The following is an 18,814-nucleotide window of genomic DNA, read 5'->3' as shown; positions in this document are numbered from 1 at the left end:
TCTTTGATATGTCTTGCTCCGGGATCGTTTGATGACGCCAATCGACGCCAATCTATTGCACTGTGGTCGCCACCGCCTTGATCTTTCCTATCCTAGAGTAATGGGTATCCTCAACGTCACCCCTGATTCATTTTCCGACGGCGGGCACTATGTCCTGCGCGATGAGGCCTTGCGCCACGCGGAAACGATGCTTGCAGAAGGGGCGGCAGTCATTGATGTAGGCGGTGAGTCCACCCGTCCAGGCGCGACAGCGACGCCAATCCAACAGGAACTTGATCGAGTAATTCCGGTTGTCGAGTATCTGGTGCGCGAATTAGATACATTGGTATCGGTAGATACCAGCTCTCCTGAAGTAATGCAGGAGGCTGCCGAGTGCGGAGCGGGAATGATCAATGATGTACGGGCGCTGCGTCGGCCCGATGCAATAAAGACCGCCGCCCGCTACGGTTTACCAGTTTGCTTGATGCATATGCTGGGCGAACCGGAGGACATGCAGCAGGCTCCTCATTATGATGAGCCGGTGGAGCATGCGGTGCTGCGTTTTCTCAAAGCAAGAGTAGCAGACTGCGAAGCTGGCGGGATAAGACGTGAACAACTGTTGCTCGATCCCGGGTTCGGTTTTGCCAAGACGACTAAACACAATCTTCGACTCCTTAATCGCTTGACGGTATTGAATGAGCTCGATCTACCGTTGATGGTCGGCATGTCGCGCAAGAGTATGATAGGCAACGTCCTTGGGCGAGCTGTCGAAGAGCGCTTGTATGGAGGACTGGCATTGACATCATTGGCAGTAGAGCGTGGTGCACGGCTGCTGCGCGTACATGATGTCGCGCCTAACGTAGATGCAATTAATATGACCTGGAGCGTGCTACAGGAAGGCACTGAGCTATGACGAGACGTTATTTTGGTACCGACGGTATTCGTGGAGCCGTTGGTGAATACCCTATCACTGCAGACTTCATGCTCAAGTTAGGCTGGGCGATGGGGCGTGTTTTAAACAAGCAAGATGGTCGTGCCAAGGTGCTGATCGGTAAGGACACGCGTATCTCGGGCTATATGTTCGAGTCGGCTTTAGAGGCGGGTTTATCCGCGGCAGGTGTCGATGTCTCTTTGCTCGGACCGATGCCGACGCCGGGGATTGCCTATTTGACCCGCACGCTGAGAGCCGATGCCGGTATCGTGATCTCGGCTTCGCACAACCCTTTTCAAGACAATGGCATCAAGTTCTTTTCTGCGGACGGAACTAAACTGCCTGACGAGATTGAGGCGCGAATCGAAGAGGAACTCGAAAAGCCTCTTGAGACCGTGCCAGCGGATCGCTTGGGGAAGGCCACTCGTATCGACGATGCTGCCGGGCGTTACATCGAATTCTGTAAATCTACCGTTCCTCACCGCCTGACGCTGCATGGACTCAAGATCGTGCTGGATTGTGCTCACGGGGCTACCTATCACATTGCTCCCAGTGTTTTTCGTGAGCTTGGCGCTAAAGTCAGTTTACTGGGTGCCGAGCCGGATGGCTTGAACATCAACCAGCAGGTCGGATCAACTTACCCGGCATCGCTGCGGGCGGCAGTCATCGAACGGGGCGCCGATCTTGGAATCGCTTTCGATGGTGATGGGGATCGTGTGGTACTGGTTGATGCGGACGGACAGGAAATTGATGGCGACGGCATCATCTACATGATTGCCAAGGATCGCCATGATCGTGGCGAACTGGATGGGGGCGTCGTGGGTACGCTGATGAGCAACTTTGGCTTAGCGGCTGCCCTGGAAGTAATGGATATTCCTTTCGAGCGCGCCAAGGTAGGTGACCGTTATGTCATGGAACGTCTAGCGGCCAATGGCTGGCATCTAGGCGGCGAATCGTCAGGCCACATCGTCTGCGGCCATGTTCAGACCACGGGGGATGGCATCGTATCGGCCCTACAGGTACTCGCTATCATGGTAGGGCAAGGGTGTTCGCTTGCAGAGCTCAAAGGGTTCGAAAAGACGCCGCAGGCCTTGATCAATGTGCGTTTAACGCCTGGAACGGACAAAAAGGCATTGCTCGAAAGTGATCGCTTGCGTGAAACGGTTTCTAACGTCGAGGCGGAGCTTGGTGACGAAGGCCGGGTCCTGTTGCGTCCTTCTGGTACAGAGCCATTGATTCGAGTGATGGTTGAAGGACGCCCTCATCTTGATGTCGTCGCATTAGCACAACGAATTGCGACAGATGTCGAAATATTGATGACGTAGAAGTCGATAGCCCAAGAGTTGATAGTGTAGTTGCAGGCGCGCTGGTTGTCTTGACTCGGCGACTCCTATACCATTTTGCACCACTTCGAGAAAGGGGGCTTCATGCGCGTGCCACTGATTGCCGGCAATTGGAAGATGAACGGTTCTCTGGCGCTGGTCGAGCAGTTTGGCCAAGCCTTCGCCAAGGCCGATCTATCGTCATCGATGGAAGCGGTCATACTGCCTCCATCGCCCTATTTAGCCGCAGCGCAGACAGCTTTTGGAAAGACTTCGCTTGGATTAGGGGCGCAAACGGTGAACCCTGAGCCATCTGGCGCTTACACCGGTGAGGTTAGTGCCAGCATGCTTTCGGAATTTGGAGTGCGCTATGTTCTGGTAGGACATTCGGAGCGGCGCTCGCTTTATCAAGAAGATGACAAGGCAGTTTTGGCGCGGGCTCAGGCCATTTTGAAAACAGGCCTCATTCCAGTTCTCTGTGTTGGCGAGACACTCGACGAGCGGGATGAAGGGCGTACTGAAACGACAGTATTGAATCAGGTGAAGGCCGTATTCGATATGCTCGATGCTCAGCAGCGTCAGCATATGGTCATTGCCTATGAGCCTGTATGGGCCATTGGTACTGGAAGGACTGCTACACCAGAGCAAGCGCAGGAAGTTCATGCGGCCATTCGCGCCTGTCTGGTTGATTACGATAAGCAGATGGCCTCCAGGCTGCGTTTGCTTTATGGCGGTAGTATGAAACGTGAGAATGCGGCTGAGCTGCTTGCTCAGCCAGATATCGATGGCGGCCTGATAGGCGGTGCTTCACTCAAGGTCGACGATTTTTTAGCCATTTGCCAGTCAGTAGGTTAATACATGCAAGTTGTCATTCTCATCATTCATGTGGTGATTGCCATTGCCCTGGTCGCGCTCATTCTCTTGCAACAGGGTAAGGGAGCCGAGGCGGGTGCATCATTCGGTGGCGGCGCTTCCCAGACTGTTTTTGGTTCCCGGGGTAGCGGTAGCTTTCTTGCTAAATTGACAGGTGTCCTGGCTGCTGCATTCTTTGCTACGTCACTAACACTTGCCTATTTTGCTTCTCAGGCAGGGGAAGCCCCAGAGCAGGGTATTCCAGATGCCGAGTTGATCGAGCAACGTAATGCGGCACCTACTCTTGACGACGGGGCGCAAAATACGGATAATGCTGCGCCAGCGCTAGAGGTCGGCGGAGAGCAACAGTAACTCGTTGATATGTTTGGCGTGAAGCGAAAAATATCTCGCTTAGCTTGTTCATCCCCTGTTGCCGAAGTGGTGGAATTGGTAGACACGCTATCTTGAGGGGGTAGTGACCTTATGGTCGTGGGGGTTCAAGTCCCCCCTTCGGCACCAACGATGTTGTTTGCTTTGAGGATGTCAGCAGAATTGTTTTGTATTGTCATACGCAATTCGCTTTCTTGACCCAGCAGCAAGCAAGTTCTTATACTTGTCGATCTATGATGCGGGGTGGAGCAGTCTGGTAGCTCGTCGGGCTCATAACCCGAAGGTCGTCGGTTCAAATCCGGCCCCCGCTACCAAGTTTCTTATGCAAGGCCCCTTCCTCTGAAGGGGCTTTTTGTTAGCGGTTCGCTTTTTGCGGCTAACATCAGTCAGCCACCTAGCTTTTCTCTCACTCCTGGTCAGGTGCCTGATGCAACTGTTGTAGGAGTTTTTGTTTGTGGCAATCAAGGATGTCGCGCTGAAGGCGCTTATCGAACCAGCGATAATGGCCATGGGCTTTGAGCTTTGGGGAGTTGAGCGTACTGCCCAAGGCAGGCACTCACGTCTGGTGATTTATATCGATAGCCCTGACGGTGTCACCGTTGATCATTGCGCGGAAGTCAGCCGTCAAGTGAGCGCAATCCTGGATGTCGAGGATCCGATCCCTGGACAATACCAGCTGGAGGTGTCTTCTCCCGGTATGGATCGTCCACTTTTCACCCTCGAGCAGTTCGAGCGTTACAAAGGCAATAACGTGGCGCTGCGCCTACGTGTGCCTTACGACGGCCGGCGAAAATTCAAAGGGTTGCTGGCGGGTATCGAGAATGACGAGGTGCTACTGCATCTTGAGGGTGAAGAGTACTGCTTTCCCATCGATGGGATCGAGCAGGCGCGGGTTGTTCCGCAGTTCGATACCTGAGGACTGGTTTTTTGGCGAGGCTTTAGCATGAGTAAAGAGATTCTGCTGGTCGTTGACGCGATCTCGAACGAGAAGGGCGTCCCCCGGGACGTGATCTTCGAGGCAGTCGAAGCGGCATTGGCTAGTGCATCACGCAAGCGTTTCGAGGGCGAGGAGGCGAGTGTTCGCGTCAAAATCGACCGTCTGTCCGGGGATTATGAAACGTTTCGTCGTTGGGCAGTGGTTGAGGATGACGAGTTTGAGACCCCCGACGCCGAAATCAAGCAGTCCTATGCGGAACGTCGTAATCCGCCATTGACTCTGGGAGACGTTGTCGAAGAGCGCATCGAGAATGCTGCCTTTGGTCGTATCGCTGCCCAGACCGCTAAACAGGTCATTGTACAAAAGGTGCGCGAAGCAGAACGTGCGCAAGTCGTGCGCCAGTATGCCGAGCGAGAGGGTGAGCTGGTGGCGGGCATCGTCAAGAAGACGACTCGGGATGGGCTGATCATTGACCTGGGCGACAATGCCGAGGCCTTCTTGCCACGTAGCGAGATGATCCCTGGTGAACGCTATCGCATGAATGAACGCGTACGTGCTCTGCTATGGAAAGTCGAGCCCGAAGCGCGTGGCGCTCAGCTCATTCTTACTCGGACACGCCCTGATCTGATCATTGAGCTGTTCAAGATCGAAGTGCCGGAAATTGCCGAGCAGCTCATCGAGATCAAGGGTGCGGCCCGGGATCCTGGCTCGCGAGCCAAGATCGCAGTCAAGACCAACGATCGCCGCATTGACCCCGTTGGTGCCTGTGTCGGCATGCGGGGCTCCCGGGTTCAGGCGGTTTCCAACGAACTGCAAAATGAACGTGTCGACATCATTCTATGGGACGACAATCCCGCACAACTGGTGATCAACGCGATGGCGCCGGCAGAAGTGGCTTCCATCCTTGTCGATGAAGATGCGCACTCCATGGATGTTGCTGTCGGTGAGGATAACTTGGCCCAGGCGATTGGGCGCAGTGGGCAGAATGTGCGTCTGGCCAGTGAGTTGACCGGTTGGGCGCTCAATGTGATGACGGAAGATGAAGCCGAGGGGAAACGCGAGCAGGAAGTCGATAGCTTGGTCGAATATTTCATTAACCATCTCGAGATCGATGAAGAGCTGGCGCGCATATTGGTCGAAGAGGGTTTTACCTCTCTCGAAGAGTTGGCCTATGTTCCCCTTGAAGAAATGCTGGAAATCGAAGAATTCGACGAAGATCTGGTGGAAGAACTACGCTCGCGGGCCAAGGATGAGCTGCTGAACTTGGCGATTGCCTCTGAAGAGGTTCTTGATGGTGCCCATCCCGCCGACGATCTATTGGAAATGGAGGGCATGGATCGCCACTTGGCCTTCATTCTAGCCAGTCGCGGTATCGTCACGATGGAAGATCTCGCCGAGCAGGCCATCGACGATCTCAAGGATATCGAGAGTATCGACGAAGAGCGCGCCGCGTCACTGATAATGACCGCCCGTGCGCCCTGGTTCGCAAGCGAAAGTAACTAGGTCATGGGCTCAGGAGGGTCGTAATGTCAGAAATGACAGTGAAGGATTTCGCAGTCAAGGTAGGTCGTGATACGTCCCGCCTGCTGGAGCAAATGAAAGAAGCCGGTCTTCCCCATCAGGGCGAGAGTGATGCCGTGTCCGAAGAGGATAAACAGCGGTTGCTTGATCACCTGACCAAGAGTCACGGTGGTGGCCGAGGTGCTAAGAATCGCATTACCTTGACCCGTCAGACCAAGAGCCGCATCAGAACCGGCGAAGGACGCGGCAAGACCATTGAAGTGCAGGTGCGTAAGAAGCGTACCTACGTCAAGCGTGCCGAGGAAGAGGTTGCCGAGCAGCCTGCCCAGCAGGAGCAGGGACCCCGTCAATTGGTCGGCGATATGGCGAATGCCACTCAGGCACGCGCAGAGGCCGAGCAGGCCGAGCGTGCTCAAGCCGAAGCTGAAGAAGCACGAAAGTCTGAGGCTGCGGTTCAGGAGAAAGCCGCTGCTTCTCAGCAGGAAACTGCTGCAACGCCCGTCCCACAGGAAGAGCCAGCGCCGGCGCCAGTGTCCAAGAAGCCTAGCAAGCCAGAGCTTCCTCAAAGTGACGAGCCGGTCGTCGAGGCGCCCCCCAAAGAGCCTCGCAGCGACAATCGCCGTGCGCAAAAGAAAGCGCCGGCCAAGAAAGGGCGTGATACCAGCCGTGACGAAGATCGCGAGGAACGCAGCGAGCGTCGTCGTGGTAGCGGCAAGAAAGTCAAACGTGCCGAGCGTCGCGGCAGCCGCCGCGGTGGTCGTGAAAGCGGCGGCAAGCACTCTTTCCAAAAGCCAACTCAGCCAATCGTGCGCGAGGTGGCAATTCCGGAATCGATCAGTGTCGCCGAGCTTGCTGACAAGATGGCAATCAAGGCCAACGAAGTCATCAAGGCCATGTTCACCATGGGGGCTGCGGTCACCATCAACCAGACCATCGATCAGGACACCGCGGCGATCGTCGTCGAGGAGATGGGCCACACGCCCAAGCTGGTCAAGGACGATGCGCTGGAAACCGAAGTGCTTGAGGGCATTTCTTACGAAGGTGAAGAAATTACGCGCTCACCCGTGGTCACGGTCATGGGTCATGTCGACCATGGCAAGACATCACTACTTGATTTCATTCGGCGCACCAAGGTGGCGACCGGTGAGGCTGGCGGTATCACCCAGCACATCGGTGCCTACCACGTCGGTAATCAGCAGGGCGGCGTCACTTTCCTGGATACGCCGGGCCACGCAGCCTTTACTGCCATGCGCGCACGTGGTGCCCAGGCGACGGATGTGGTCATTCTAGTCGTGGCGGCGGACGATGGCGTGATGCCTCAAACCGTTGAGGCGATCGAGCACGCAAAGGCGGCCGAGGTACCCTTAGTGGTCGCGGTCAACAAGATCGACAAGCCGGGCGCCGATCCGGACCGGGTCAAGAACGAGCTGTCTCAGCGTGGTGTCATTTCCGAAGAGTGGGGCGGCGATACACAGTTCGTGCATGTCTCCGCCAAAACTGGAGAAAATATCGACTCGCTGCTCGAGGCCGTGCAGCTAGTGTCCGAGGTTCTCGAGCTCAAGGCAGTACCGTCAGCGCCGGGCAAGGGTGTGGTCGTGGAGTCGCGTCTCGATAAGGGTCGCGGCCCGGTAGCCACCGTGCTGGTCCAGAACGGGACGCTGCGGCGTGGCGATATCGTGCTGGCCGGTTTGCATTATGGCCGTGTGCGGGCACTGACCAACGAGCTTGGTCAGCAGGTCGAGTCGGTCGGGCCGTCCATGCCGGTGGAAATCCAAGGGCTAGATGGCACACCGGAAGCCGGTGAGGACTTCATGGTACTGGCGGACGACAAGAAGGCGCGGGAAATCGCCAACTTCCGTCAGGGCAAGTATCGTGAGGTGCGACTGGCGCGTCAGCAAAAGGCCAAGCTGGAGAACATGTTCAGCCAGATGGGTCAGGACGAAGTGGCTAAGGTCAATATCGTGCTCAAGGCGGACGTGCAGGGCTCCCTGGAAGCCATTCGGGGTGCGCTTGAAGAGCTTTCTACCGACGAAGTCCAAGTAGCAGTAGTGTCCTCCGGGGTTGGTGGTATCACCGGTACCGACGCCAACCTGGCCTTGGCGAGTGATGCCATCGTCGTTGGTTTCAACGTGCGGGCAGATGCGGCCGCTAGAGAAATCATCGAGCGCGAAGGGCTGGATCTGCGCTATTACAGTGTGATCTATCAGCTCATCGACGAGGTCAAGCAGGCCATGAGCGGCATGCTGGCTCCGGAGTGGCGCGAAGACATCGTGGGTATTGCCGAGGTGCGCGATGTGTTCAGGGCGCCAAAGATCGGGGCCGTCGCGGGTTGCATGGTGGTCGAAGGCACCGTGCATCGACACAAGAAGATCCGTGTGCTGCGCGAAAACGTGGTCATCTACGAGGGTGAGCTGGAGTCTCTGCGGCGCTTCAAGGATGACGTCAACGAGGTGCGCAATGGCATGGAATGCGGCATCGGCGTAAAGAACTACAACGACGTTCAGGTCGGCGACAAGATCGAAGTCTTTGATCAGGTGAAGGTCGAACGCACCCTCTAAGGCAAGAAAGGAGAGCAGGATGCGTGAGTTCAAGCGTACCGATCGGGTGGCGGATCAGCTGCAGCAGGAGCTTGCAGTGCTCATCCAGCGGGAGGTCAAGGATCCGCGGTTGGGTATGGTCACCGTCAGCGGTGTCGACGTCAGCCGGGACCTGGGCTATGCCGAGGTTTACATCACCCTGTTGGGCGACAACGACCCGGCACGAGTGAAGGAGAACCTGGCGGTACTTAAGCATGCCGCCGGGTTTTTGCGCAGCCAAATTGCCCGACGCATCAAGCTGCGTCACGTTCCTGAGCTGCGTTTTCATTACGATGAAAGCGTCCTGCGAGGTCAAGAACTCTCCTCGCTGATCGATCAGGCTGTAGAGGCGGATCGCGCGCATCACAGCGATGATCCCGGGAATGGCGAAACCTCTACAGGAGAAGAGGAGCGCTGATGGCGAGACGTCGCCAAGGCTTGCCGGTGAACGGTGTGCTGTTGCTCGACAAGCCTGCTGGTATGTCGAGCAATCACGCACTTCAACGGGTTCGTCGTCTGTTTCAAGCACAAAAGGCAGGTCATACCGGAACGCTGGACCCAATGGCGACGGGGCTGTTGCCGGTATGCTTTGGCGAGGCGACCAAGTTTTCATCCTATCTCTTGGATGCTGACAAGTGCTATCGCACTTACGTTCGCCTGGGTGAAATCACCGATACCGGCGATGCAGAAGGTGCGGTCGTCGAGCGTCGTTCGGTCGCGGGCTTTACCGATACCGATATTGAAAGGGCGTTGGCGTCATTTCGCGGTGAGATCAAGCAAGTACCGCCCATGTATTCGGCGCTCAAACATCAAGGAAGGCCACTGTACGAACTGGCACGTCAAGGCAAGACGATCGAGCGTGCACCGCGTCCCGTGACGGTTTATGATATGCGGCTTCTTGGGCGCGATGCCTCGGGTTTCGAGCTTGAAGTGGCCTGCAGCAAGGGCACCTACATTCGCACGCTGGCCGAAGATATTGGTCATGCACTGGGATGTGGAGCGCATATTACGGCGCTGCGGCGACTGCGAACCGGCACCTTCGACGATAGCGGTATGGTCTCGCTGGAGACGCTGGCCTGATGAATGATCAAGGCCAGCGCGAGCTGCAGCTGCTGGAAACGGACGTGCTGGTAAAGCACTTGCCACGACTGAGCGTCGCTGACGATGTTGCAAGGCGTTTGTTACTGGGACAGTGCGTACAAACAGATACCGCCGGGCTATCAATAGACAGCCTGGCACGCTTGTATCGTGACGACGTTTTTTTGGGGTTGGTCACGATTCTCATGGCGGGAGAGATAACCCCCCGTCGGCTGGTGGCTACCGCTTGACGAGTGAAAGTAGCCTTGTCGCTAACCGATAGCGACGCAACCTGGAGACTGCAAATATGCGTGGTCTCCGACATTTATCATCTCAAGCATATTGCTTACTGGAGGTATACAGATGGCACTGACCACTGAAAAGAAGGCTGAAATCGTCAATGAATACGGTCGTGGTGAAAACGACACCGGTTCCCCGGAGGTTCAGGTCGCACTTTTGAGTGCCAACATTGACGGACTGCAGTCTCACTTCAAGTCCAACAAGCAGGATCACCACTCTCGTCGTGGCCTGATCCGAATGGTTAACCAGCGCCGCAAGCTACTCGATTATCTCAAGCGCAAGGATCTGGAGCGTTACCAGTCTTTGATTCAGCGTCTCGGCTTGCGTCGCTGAGGATCGACAAGTCGCTTCTGCGCACATGCAAGACAAGAACGGGCAGCCCGAGGGTTGCCCGTTTTGCGTTTTTGGATGCCTGCTGGCGCTAACCAGTGATCCCGCCAGACTGGTAGAATGGTCGCCGAGTCAAAACGACCCCAATGAAATCGACAAGGTAAGGATGTCCCCGTGAATCCGGTCAAGAAAACATTTCAGTACGGTCAGAGCACCGTGACCCTCGAAACAGGGCGTATCGCCCGTCAAGCGACTGGCGCTGTACAAGTCACCATGGACGATACCGTGGTGCTATGTACCGTAGTGGCCAGAAAGGATACCAAGCCAGGCCAGGACTTTTTTCCGCTTTCCGTGCATTACCAGGAAAAGACCTATGCGGTCGGCAAAATCCCCGGTGGCTTCTTCAAGCGTGAAGGACGCCCCACCGAAAAGGAAACGTTGACGTCACGGCTGATCGATCGGCCGATTCGTCCTCTGTTTCCAAAAGGCTTCATGAATGAAGTCCAGGTCATTTGTAACGTACTGTCCGCGGATCGCAATCAGGATCCCGACATTGCTGCAATGATCGGGACGTCAGCAGCACTTGCCGTTTCCGGCGTGCCCTTCAGTGGCCCCATTGGCGCCGCTCGAGTAGCCTTCAGCGAAGAACGGGGCTACTTCCTCAATCCCAGCGTCGAGGAGCTCAAGACCTCAGAACTCAACATGGTCGTTGCCGGCACCGAGAAAGCCGTGCTGATGGTGGAGTCCGAGGCCAAGGAGCTGCTTGAAGACGAGATGCTTGGTGCAGTGCTCTTTGCCCATCAGGAAATGCAAGTGGCTATCACGGCGATCAATGAGTTTGTCGGCGAAGCCGGCAAGCCCAAGTGGGAGTGGCAGCCGGCGCAGGAAAACACCGAACTCAAAGACGCTCTGGCGAGCGGCTTCGAGGCGAAGATTGGTGATGCTTACCGGGTGACCGATAAGATGGCGCGCCAGGACGCCCTGTCAGATCTCAAGGCCGAGGCTGTCGAGCAGTTGGCTAGCGGCGATGACGCTCGGTTCAGCACCGATGACGTGAGCGGTGCCTTTGCCGGTTTGGAAAAGCGCGTCGTGCGTAGCCGCGTAATCGATGGTGAACCGCGCATCGATGGGCGAGATCACAAGACCGTGCGGCCACTGGACATTCAGGTCGGTGTGCTACCGCGTACCCATGGTTCTGCCTTGTTCACCCGGGGTGAAACCCAGGCGATGGTCATCGCGACCCTGGGCACACTGCGCGACTCCCAGCTGATCGAATCCCTGGAAGGGGAGCGCAAGGATCGCTTCTTGCTGCACTACAACTTCCCCCCTTATTGTGTGGGCGAGGCTGGCTTCATGGGCGGGCCCAAGCGTCGCGAGATCGGCCATGGCCGGCTGGCCCGGCGTGGCGTTCAGGCCATGCTGCCTAGCGACGAGGACTTTCCCTACACTATTCGCGTGGTGTCCGAGATCACCGAGTCCAATGGCTCAAGCTCCATGGCGTCGGTATGCGGCACTTCCCTGGCCTTGATGGATGCCGGGGTGCCACTCAAGGCGCCGGTAGCGGGTATCGCTATGGGACTGGTCAAGAACGACGACAAGTTTGCCGTGCTGACGGACATCCTGGGGGACGAAGACCATCTTGGTGACATGGATTTCAAGGTGGCCGGGTCCGCTAAAGGTGTCACTGCTCTGCAGATGGATATCAAGATCGAGGGCATCAACGAAGAGATCATGGAAACTGCGCTACAGCAGGCTCATGAAGCGCGTCAGGACATCCTCGCTCAGATGAACGAAGTGATTGACCGAAGCCGTACGGAAGTGTCTGAAAACGCACCGTCCATGATTACCATCAAGATCGATTCAGGCAAGATTCGTGACGTCATCGGCAAAGGTGGCGCCACCATCCGCAAGATCTGTGATGATACCGGCGCCTCCATCGATCTCGACGATGATGGCACCGTGCGTATCTACGCCGACGACAAGGCGGCTGCCAAGCAGGCAACCGACATCGTGCTTGGAATTACCGCCGAAGCCGAAATCGGAAAGCTTTATCGGGGCAAGGTGGTGCGTATCGCCGACTTCGGTGCCTTCGTCAACTTCATGCCAGGTACCGACGGACTGGTACATATCTCGCAAATCGTACCGGAGCGCGTCAATGACGTGCGGGAGTTCCTCAACGAAGGCGACGAGGTGACGGTCAAGGTGCTCGACATCGACAACCGCAATCGTGTGAAGCTTTCGATCAAGGAGATTGGTGCTGAGGAGAAAGCCGCCTTCGAGGCGGAATTGGCCGGATAACCGACGATCAGAGCCGTCCTTTCAAGGTCTGCTTGTTCTTCCTGTAACCCCGCCCACTGATGGCGGGGTTTTTGCATTTCAGGGCGATATGTTCGCACTTCCCAGGAAACGATGCTTTCGATGACGAACAACAGCAGAGAGCGCATGTTTGAGATAGCGTGCAAATCGCTTCTCGATAAACTCGTAGCTCCCCCAAGAGAGCAGGAGAATGATCGGTAGGCACAAACCAAGAATGGCGTAAGGAGCAAGACCAAAGGTCTCTCCAAGGACATATTGAGCCGTCCACAGCACAATGACGTGTAAAAGATAGGTCGAATAGGACCAGTTGCCGAGTGTCTTGCAAATTGTATTGGCTTTGAACGCGGTCTCCAGGGAGATGAAGGCGATAATCAATGCGGCGCTAGGTAGCCCCCAGGTAATTAGACGAAGTGGTGAAAGACGCCAAGCCACGCTGCGAAAACGCGTAGTGACTGAATCGAAAACAACATGAGTTTGTCCCATCCCTGGGAAGCGACGTACAAGATGGCAATGCCACGGCAGCATCAAGAGGTAGGCAAGTTAGCAGGAGAAGTTTTTTTACGCAAAGATATGTCGTTACGAAATGCTTCTTTTATGATGTGCCGGACGTGAACACGGCTCTCGAAAGGAGAGCCGTGATGTTGTCAGTCAAACAGATCAGCGGCGTTCTATAGCCAGGGCAACCCCTTGCCCACCGCCAATGCATAGCGTCGCAAGGCCCTTCTTGGCATCCCGGGCGATCATTTCATGCAGTAGCGTGACCAATACGCGGCAACCGGAGGCGCCGATAGGATGGCCCAAGGCGATGGCACCGCCGTTGACGTTGATCTTGCTGGTATCCCAACCTAGTTCCTTGTTCACCGCCATTGCTTGGGCCGCAAAGGCTTCGTTGGCTTCTACCAGATCAAGCTCGTCCATGCTCCAGCCGGCCTTCTCGAGACAGCGACGCGTTGCCGGCGCCGGACCGATGCCCATGATCGACGGATCAACCCCCGCATTGGCATAGGCTTTGATATATGCCAGCGGTTCGAGACCCAGTTCCCGTGCCTTGGACTCGGAGCACAGCATGGCCACCGCCGCGCCGTCGTTGATGCCAGAGGCGTTGCCGGCAGTCACTGAACCGTCTTTCTTGAAGGCAGGCTTCATTCCCCCAAGCTTTTCAGCGGTGATGCCGGCACGAGGCCCTTCATCCTTGTCGAAGACGACAGGATCGCCCTTGCGCTGAGGAATCTCGATTGGCACGATTTGACTGTCGAAGCGTCCGGAATCGATTGCGGCACTGGCATTCTGTTGAGAAGCGGCGGCGAATTCGTCCATTTGCTCTCGAGTGATACCGTACTTCTCGCCCAGATTCTCCGCGGTAATGCCCATGTGATAATCGTTGAAGGCGTCCCACAGTCCGTCATACACCATGGTGTCGAGGGCCTTCCAGTCACCCATGCGCTGTCCGGTACGGGAGTGGGGCAAAGCGTGGGGCGATAGCGACATGTTTTCCTGACCACCGGCCAGAATCAGTTCCGCATCGCCACAGCGGATGGCCTGAGTCGCGAGATGCAGTGCCTTGAGACCGGAACCGCAGACCTTGTTGATGGTCATGGCAGGTACGGCGTCCGGCAAGCCGGCGAGAATGGAGGTCTGACGGGCGGGGTTCTGGCCGCAGGCAGCAGTCAATACCTGACCAAGCAGCACTTCATCGACCTGATCGGGAGAGACGCCGGTATTAGCAAGAATATCCTTGATAACACGAGCTCCTAGCTCCTTGGCGGGAATCGTGGAGAGCGAACCGCCAAAAGTGCCAATGGCGGTGCGGCGAGCGGCGACAATGACCACATCTTGCATACGAAACTCCTTATGTTCGAACGAATAGTCCCGCTATCAGCATAGGAGACCCATGGGCATCGCCGCAATCGCTAATACGTGCCATGACCATGTAATAAAGCTGATTCGGCATTTCTTGATACAGCTTCCGCTCAACTGACCGGTAATGAGATGGGAATATTGTCGATCAGGCGAGTCGTACCCAGATGGGCAGCCGCAAGCAGCCTGGCGTTCCGGGTCGTATCGGTCACTGGGCCAAGATCATGGGCACGCCGCAGCTCAAAATAGTCCGGTTTGAAATGTGCTGCAGTGAGACTTTCCAGAGCCTGATGTATCACGTCACTGCTCTGCATGCCGTTCTCAAGGGCATCTCGGGCACGACATAGGGTACGATATAGTGCAGGTGCCTTGGCGCGTTGAGCCTCATCGAGATAGCCATTGCGTGATGATAGCGCCAGCCCGTCGTCGTTTCGTACGGTGGATGCCCCAATGATGTCAATCGGCAGATGCAAGTCTGCGGTCAGTTTGCGAATCACCGCTAGCTGCTGATAATCCTTCTCGCCAAAACAAGCAATGTCCGGTTGCACCAGGTTGAAAAGCATCGTGACCACGGTCGCTACACCTTCGAAGTGGCCTGGCCGGCTGGCGCCGCAAAGTCCCTGTGAAACCTCGGGTACGATCACTCGAGTGTGCGCCTCGAGGCCATCGGGATAGAGCATGGCATTGCTTGGCGTGAATAGCAGGTCACATCCGGCAGCCTCCAGTTTGCTCTGGTCTTCACCAAGGGTGCGCGGATAGGCGTCGAGATCTTCGCCGGCGCCAAATTGAAGAGGGTTGACGAAGATCGTCGCTACCACGACATCCGAGTGTTGCCGCGCCATCTTTACCAGGCCGCATGGCCTGCATGCAAGTTGCCCATGGTGGGCACCAGGCCGATTTTGCCGCCTGAGCGACGACGAGTGGCAAGCGTCTGGCGTAGCGCTTTGATATTGCTCAGAGTTTGCATTAGAAACTATGCTCTTCACTGGGGAAACGGCGCGTCTTGACGGCCTCATGATAAGCCCTGAAAGCAGCTTCGATCGAGTCGGTTCCGGTCAGGAAGTTCTTGGCAAAGCGAGGCGGACGACCGAGGGTGACGCCCAGCACGTCATGCATCACCAGGATCTGCCCGTCGACATCGACGCCTGCGCCAATGCCAATTACGGGTACCTTTAGAGTATCTCGCATGATGCGACCCAGGTGGGCGGGTACGCATTCGAGCAAAATGATTGATGCGCCGGCATCGACCAATGCCTGGGCATCAGCCATCATCTGCTCGGCTTGAGAGCTATCTCGGCCCTGCACCCTGTACCCTCCGAATTGGTGCACTGACTGAGGCGTCAGTCCCATGTGGGCGCAGACAGGAACGCCACGCCGAGTCAGCTCACGGATACCCTCTGCAAGCCACGCTTCTCCCTCGATCTTGACCATCTCGGCGCCAGCACGCATCAGTACGCCGGCATCTTGCAGCAGACGCTCCGTACTCGTATTGCTCATGAACGGTAGATCTGCCATCAGCAGGCTTTTTTCCTTACCGCGAGCGACACAGCGGATGTGATAGCAGATATCGTCCAGGGTGACAGGAAGGGTAGTGGGGTGGCCCTGTAACACCATGCCCAGAGAATCACCGACCAGCAGCACTTCAATGCCTGCTTGGCTCGCAATACGGGCGAAGGAGGCATCGTACGCGGTCAAACAGCTGAATGTTTCACCGGCGTGCTTGAGCGCCTGGAGTGTGCGCGTGGTAACGGTCTTCATGGCGTGCAATCTCGTCTCAAATGGCATGCTAATAAAGTTGTCAGCATGGGAGAACAGTGCAGTTAAAAAAAGGCCTCAATGTCGGGCACAGTCGTTTGTTACCCGTATTTGTTACTTTATGCTCGATGATAGTGTGGAAGGGTAACAAATATCTTGCAACCCTAACTATAGGATCAAAGACGCTGCAGGTCGTCGTCTTTCATGTGTAGCAGAAGATCTTTCAATCGTGTGGCCCCAATCGTCAGCTCAGGTGCGATATCAGCCAAAGGAAACAGCACGAAAGCTCGCTCCTGCATGGCGGGATGGGGTAGTGTCAAACGTGGTAGATCAAGATCCAGATCGTCGAACAAAAGCAGATCCAGATCCAGAGTGCGGGGCCCCCAGTGACGCAAGCGACGCCGTCGATGCTGCTGTTCCAGGGCCTGAAGTTGATCGAGTAGCGCCAAAGGAGATAGGCGTGTGTCTACCCGGGCCACCGCATTGATGAAATCCGGTTGATCCTGGGGGCCTACGGGCTTGCTTGCATAGCAAGGCGATACAGCCACCAACGTCGTTACTGGAAGATACTGCAGGTTTATCAATGCCTTCTCGACGTGCTGACGTGGCCCGTTCAGGTTGCTGCCCAGACCGATGTAGGCATGATGCACGGATTCACTCATGTCCTGACGGTGTTGATCCTTCAGGTTTATTACTGCGCCGGCGTTTGCGTGGTCGGCGTTTGCGGGCATCGCTGGTGCCAGCGGGATCGGCATCGACCTTATTCAGAAGGCGCCGCTGTTCGTGCTCGTCGCCACTCTGGAAAGCCTCCCACCAAGCGCCGAGCCCAGAAGAGATTTCACCGGCTGCCTCACGCAACAGCAGAAAATCGAAAGCAGCGCGAAAGCGAGGATGCTCAAGCGTTTGAAATGCACGTTTGCCACGTCGTTTGGGAAGGCGCTGCTGCAAATCCCATATGTCGCGCATCGGGAAGCTAAAGCGTTTGGGTATGGACGTGTGCTGAAGCTGGCGGGATACCGCTTGCTGGGCGGCAGTCTGCTGGGCAGGAATGGGGGCTAGACCCTCGGCTTGCAATTGCTTACGACGCTGCTGTACGCCAGGCCAAAGTAGGGCTGCAAAAAGAAAGGCCGGTGTTACCGGTCGTTCTTCCCGAATACGGATATCGGTATTAGTCAGTGCTTGAATGATGAGTGGCTCTGCCCAGGGAAGCTCTTCGATGGCTTCTTCCGCTTCGGGAAAGAGCATGGCGGAAAGCCCGTACTGACGTAGCAGGTTAAAAGTGGCGACAGCATGGCCGGACAAGAACAGTTTCAGCACTTCCTCGAACAGTCTGGCGGGCGGAATCTGTAAAAGCAGAGCCGCCATGTCGCCAATGGGCGCCTCGGTAGCCGGGGCAAGAGAGAAGTCTAGCTTGGCGGCAAACCGCATGGCACGGAGCATTCGTACCGGGTCTTCACGGTAGCGCGTTTCAGGATTTCCAATGAGACGCAGGACGCGATCGTCGATGTCGGCCATCCCGCCAACCCAGTCCTGCAGCGAAAAATCCGCGATGTTGTAGTACAGCGCATTGATGGTGAAATCTCGACGCAGCGCGTCTTCTTCGATGTTGCCCCAAACATTGTCTCGCAAGAGCAGCCCATGCTCGGACTGCTGGGCCAGATGTTCGCCGTGGTCATCATTAGGGCGGCCACGAAAGGTGGTGACCTCGATGATCTCACGACCGAAGCGCACGTGTACGATACGAAAACGTCGTCCAATAATGCGCGAATTGCGAAACAGGTCGCGCAACTCCTCCGGTGTAGCGTTGGTTGCGACGTCGAAATCCTTGGGCGACTTGCCGAGTAGGGCATCACGCAGGCAGCCACCGACCAGATAGGCGTCAAAACCGGCGTTGTGCAGCCGATAAAGCACTTTCAAGGCGCTATCGCTGAACAATTGACGTGAAATAGGATGCTCTTCGCGGGGAATGATATGGGGTCGAGTCACATGACCTACGCCGTTTTGATTGCCGAACAGGGTCTTCAAACGTTCACCGGGGCGTTGAAAAAAGCGAGTAAATCCTTTGAACATGCAGCGATATTGGCTCGCAGTAAATTGAACGGCAAGTGTAGCCGAGCGCAGAAGGCTTGCAAAGCATTGGCGATGCCTGGGCATCGTGGAAAGGAGGCGGGCTTACGGAAATGGCCTATTAATTGAATATGTAAAAGTACATGTAGAAAGGGGAGGCTTATGGCCTCCCCTTAAAGCAAGTTGCTCAGCATCCCTGCTGTTGGTTTTTCTTCGTGATGGCGCATCGCCTTGAATACGCACCACGGTCACTAATGAAATCTATCAGGTAAGCAGTGTTATTGTTATTGGAAAGCCTGATGGCGACCGTCTCGTATTCAAAACAATAATCCAACCACGACGGTAGAAATTCTACCTTCCCCTGGCTTTTATGATTGTTTCCAAGGGCGTGCCTCCGACAGACGGCTATTGTTATCGAGTCTGCTCTGGGTACATCGCGTTCCGATAAAATACCGGATAATCAATCTTATTGTGCTTACCGGGCTGACAGACGTTGCTTGGCAATTGTTGTTATTGGGTCAATGCAAGCGCATCTTTCATCGACAATTGTTCTTATTGGAATGTCATCAGCCACATCATCTGTTTTTCTTGTTGTTATTACAGT

16 protein-coding genes, 2 tRNA genes and 2 pseudogenes are annotated in these 18,814 nt (G+C 55.9%); 14 read left to right on the top strand and 6 right to left on the bottom strand.

Features of this window, described 5'->3' with window-relative positions; translation table 11 throughout:
• The first annotated feature begins 31 nt into the window (after positions 1 to 31).
• The 13 genes and pseudogenes from folP (at position 32) to pnp (ending at position 12,513) form a co-directional block, all read left to right on the top strand.
• Positions 32 to 892: a dihydropteroate synthase gene (folP, locus tag CH74_RS14665; protein ID WP_048308277.1), complete on the top strand. Its 861-nt coding sequence runs from the start codon at positions 32 to 34 to the stop codon at positions 890 to 892.
• A complete protein-coding gene (gene glmM / locus CH74_RS14660; protein WP_048308276.1) occupies positions 889 to 2,235 on the top strand; it encodes a phosphoglucosamine mutase in 1,347 nt (448 codons plus the stop codon). The genes folP and glmM overlap by 4 nt, the downstream gene beginning before the upstream one ends.
• 102 nt (positions 2,236 to 2,337) lie before the next feature.
• A complete protein-coding gene (tpiA, locus tag CH74_RS14655; RefSeq protein WP_048308275.1) occupies positions 2,338 to 3,087 on the top strand; it encodes a triose-phosphate isomerase in 750 nt (249 codons plus the stop codon).
• A 3-nt stretch (positions 3,088 to 3,090) separates the two neighbouring features.
• Positions 3,091 to 3,456, top strand: a complete 366-nt coding sequence (secG, locus tag CH74_RS14650; RefSeq protein WP_048308274.1) for a preprotein translocase subunit SecG — start codon at positions 3,091 to 3,093, stop codon at positions 3,454 to 3,456.
• 60 nt (positions 3,457 to 3,516) lie between these two features.
• Positions 3,517 to 3,603 (top strand) — tRNA-Leu (locus CH74_RS14645).
• Positions 3,604 to 3,711: 108 nt separating this feature from the next.
• Positions 3,712 to 3,788, top strand: a tRNA-Met gene (locus tag CH74_RS14640).
• Between the two features lie 140 nt (positions 3,789 to 3,928).
• Entirely contained in the window at positions 3,929 to 4,390 is a 462-nt protein-coding gene (rimP, locus tag CH74_RS14635) for a ribosome maturation factor RimP (protein WP_048308273.1), read from the top strand.
• Positions 4,391 to 4,417: 27 nt separating this feature from the next.
• Entirely contained in the window at positions 4,418 to 5,914 is a 1,497-nt protein-coding gene (gene nusA, locus CH74_RS14630) for a transcription termination factor NusA (protein ID WP_048308272.1), read from the top strand.
• Between the two features lie 23 nt (positions 5,915 to 5,937).
• Positions 5,938 to 8,490: a translation initiation factor IF-2 gene (infB, locus tag CH74_RS14625; protein ID WP_048308271.1), complete on the top strand. Its 2,553-nt coding sequence runs from the start codon at positions 5,938 to 5,940 to the stop codon at positions 8,488 to 8,490.
• A gap of 19 nt (positions 8,491 to 8,509) precedes the next feature.
• On the top strand, positions 8,510 to 8,926 hold the full coding sequence (gene rbfA, locus CH74_RS14620; RefSeq protein WP_048308270.1) for a 30S ribosome-binding factor RbfA: 417 nt from the start codon (positions 8,510 to 8,512) through the stop codon (positions 8,924 to 8,926).
• Positions 8,926 to 9,836: pseudogene (truB, locus tag CH74_RS14615) on the top strand (tRNA pseudouridine(55) synthase TruB). Before rbfA ends, truB begins: the two are co-directional and overlap by 1 nt.
• Before the next feature lie 112 nt (positions 9,837 to 9,948).
• Positions 9,949 to 10,218, top strand: a complete 270-nt coding sequence (gene rpsO / locus CH74_RS14610; protein WP_048308269.1) for a 30S ribosomal protein S15 — start codon at positions 9,949 to 9,951, stop codon at positions 10,216 to 10,218.
• Positions 10,219 to 10,389: 171 nt separating this feature from the next.
• Positions 10,390 to 12,513, top strand: coding sequence for a polyribonucleotide nucleotidyltransferase (gene pnp / locus CH74_RS14605; RefSeq protein ID WP_048308268.1), 2,124 nt, complete (start codon positions 10,390 to 10,392; stop codon positions 12,511 to 12,513).
• A 78-nt stretch (positions 12,514 to 12,591) separates the two neighbouring features.
• Here pnp and CH74_RS14600 read toward each other — a convergent pair whose 3' ends face one another.
• From CH74_RS14600 to pcnB, 6 genes and pseudogenes are all read right to left on the bottom strand, one after another.
• Positions 12,592 to 12,963 carry an acyltransferase gene (locus CH74_RS14600; RefSeq protein WP_156181540.1) on the bottom strand — a complete coding sequence of 124 codons (372 nt, stop codon included), beginning with the start codon at positions 12,961 to 12,963 and terminating at the stop codon, positions 12,592 to 12,594.
• Positions 12,964 to 13,188: 225 nt separating this feature from the next.
• Positions 13,189 to 14,370 carry an acetyl-CoA C-acetyltransferase gene (locus CH74_RS14595; protein WP_048308266.1) on the bottom strand — a complete coding sequence of 394 codons (1,182 nt, stop codon included), beginning with the start codon at positions 14,368 to 14,370 and terminating at the stop codon, positions 13,189 to 13,191.
• Between the two features lie 131 nt (positions 14,371 to 14,501).
• Positions 14,502 to 15,355: pseudogene (gene panC, locus CH74_RS14590) on the bottom strand (pantoate--beta-alanine ligase).
• Positions 15,355 to 16,146: a 3-methyl-2-oxobutanoate hydroxymethyltransferase gene (gene panB / locus CH74_RS14585; RefSeq protein WP_048308265.1), complete on the bottom strand. Its 792-nt coding sequence runs from the start codon at positions 16,144 to 16,146 to the stop codon at positions 15,355 to 15,357. Before panB ends, panC begins: the two are co-directional and overlap by 1 nt.
• A 173-nt stretch (positions 16,147 to 16,319) precedes the next feature.
• Positions 16,320 to 16,805, bottom strand: coding sequence for a 2-amino-4-hydroxy-6-hydroxymethyldihydropteridine diphosphokinase (gene folK, locus CH74_RS14580; RefSeq protein ID WP_048308264.1), 486 nt, complete (start codon positions 16,803 to 16,805; stop codon positions 16,320 to 16,322).
• Entirely contained in the window at positions 16,798 to 18,213 is a 1,416-nt protein-coding gene (pcnB, locus tag CH74_RS14575) for a polynucleotide adenylyltransferase PcnB (protein ID WP_048308263.1), read from the bottom strand. The genes folK and pcnB overlap by 8 nt, the downstream gene beginning before the upstream one ends.
• Here pcnB and CH74_RS18820 point away from each other — a divergent pair.
• On the top strand, positions 18,130 to 18,339 hold the full coding sequence (locus CH74_RS18820) for a hypothetical protein (protein ID WP_172656347.1): 210 nt from the start codon (positions 18,130 to 18,132) through the stop codon (positions 18,337 to 18,339). The genes pcnB and CH74_RS18820 overlap by 84 nt on opposite strands.
• Positions 18,340 to 18,814: the final 475 nt, after the last annotated feature.

Origin of the sequence: Halomonas sp. PR-M31, from assembly GCF_001039575.1 — a bacterium.
Classification (GTDB): domain Bacteria; phylum Pseudomonadota; class Gammaproteobacteria; order Pseudomonadales; family Halomonadaceae; genus Modicisalibacter.
The sequence above is the reverse complement of the archived record's forward strand: the minus strand, read 5'-3'. Positions and strand labels throughout refer to the sequence as shown.

Excerpts from the sequence above, each read along its gene's own strand:
- folP (WP_048308277.1), top strand. The coding sequence starts at position 32 with ATGACGCCAATCGACGCCAATCTATTGCACTGTGGTCGCCACCGCCTT.
- glmM (WP_048308276.1), top strand. The coding sequence starts at position 889 with ATGACGAGACGTTATTTTGGTACCGACGGTATTCGTGGAGCCGTTGGT.
- tpiA (WP_048308275.1), top strand. The coding sequence starts at position 2,338 with ATGCGCGTGCCACTGATTGCCGGCAATTGGAAGATGAACGGTTCTCTG.
- secG (WP_048308274.1), top strand. The coding sequence starts at position 3,091 with ATGCAAGTTGTCATTCTCATCATTCATGTGGTGATTGCCATTGCCCTG.
- nusA (WP_048308272.1), top strand. The coding sequence starts at position 4,418 with ATGAGTAAAGAGATTCTGCTGGTCGTTGACGCGATCTCGAACGAGAAG.
- infB (WP_048308271.1), top strand. The coding sequence starts at position 5,938 with ATGTCAGAAATGACAGTGAAGGATTTCGCAGTCAAGGTAGGTCGTGAT.
- rbfA (WP_048308270.1), top strand. The coding sequence starts at position 8,510 with ATGCGTGAGTTCAAGCGTACCGATCGGGTGGCGGATCAGCTGCAGCAG.
- rpsO (WP_048308269.1), top strand. The coding sequence starts at position 9,949 with ATGGCACTGACCACTGAAAAGAAGGCTGAAATCGTCAATGAATACGGT.
- CH74_RS14595 (WP_048308266.1), bottom strand. The coding sequence starts at position 14,370 with ATGCAAGATGTGGTCATTGTCGCCGCTCGCCGCACCGCCATTGGCACT.
- panB (WP_048308265.1), bottom strand. The coding sequence starts at position 16,146 with ATGAAGACCGTTACCACGCGCACACTCCAGGCGCTCAAGCACGCCGGT.
- folK (WP_048308264.1), bottom strand. The coding sequence starts at position 16,805 with ATGAGTGAATCCGTGCATCATGCCTACATCGGTCTGGGCAGCAACCTG.
- CH74_RS18820 (WP_172656347.1), top strand. The coding sequence starts at position 18,130 with ATGACCTACGCCGTTTTGATTGCCGAACAGGGTCTTCAAACGTTCACC.
- pcnB (WP_048308263.1), bottom strand. The coding sequence starts at position 18,213 with ATGTTCAAAGGATTTACTCGCTTTTTTCAACGCCCCGGTGAACGTTTG.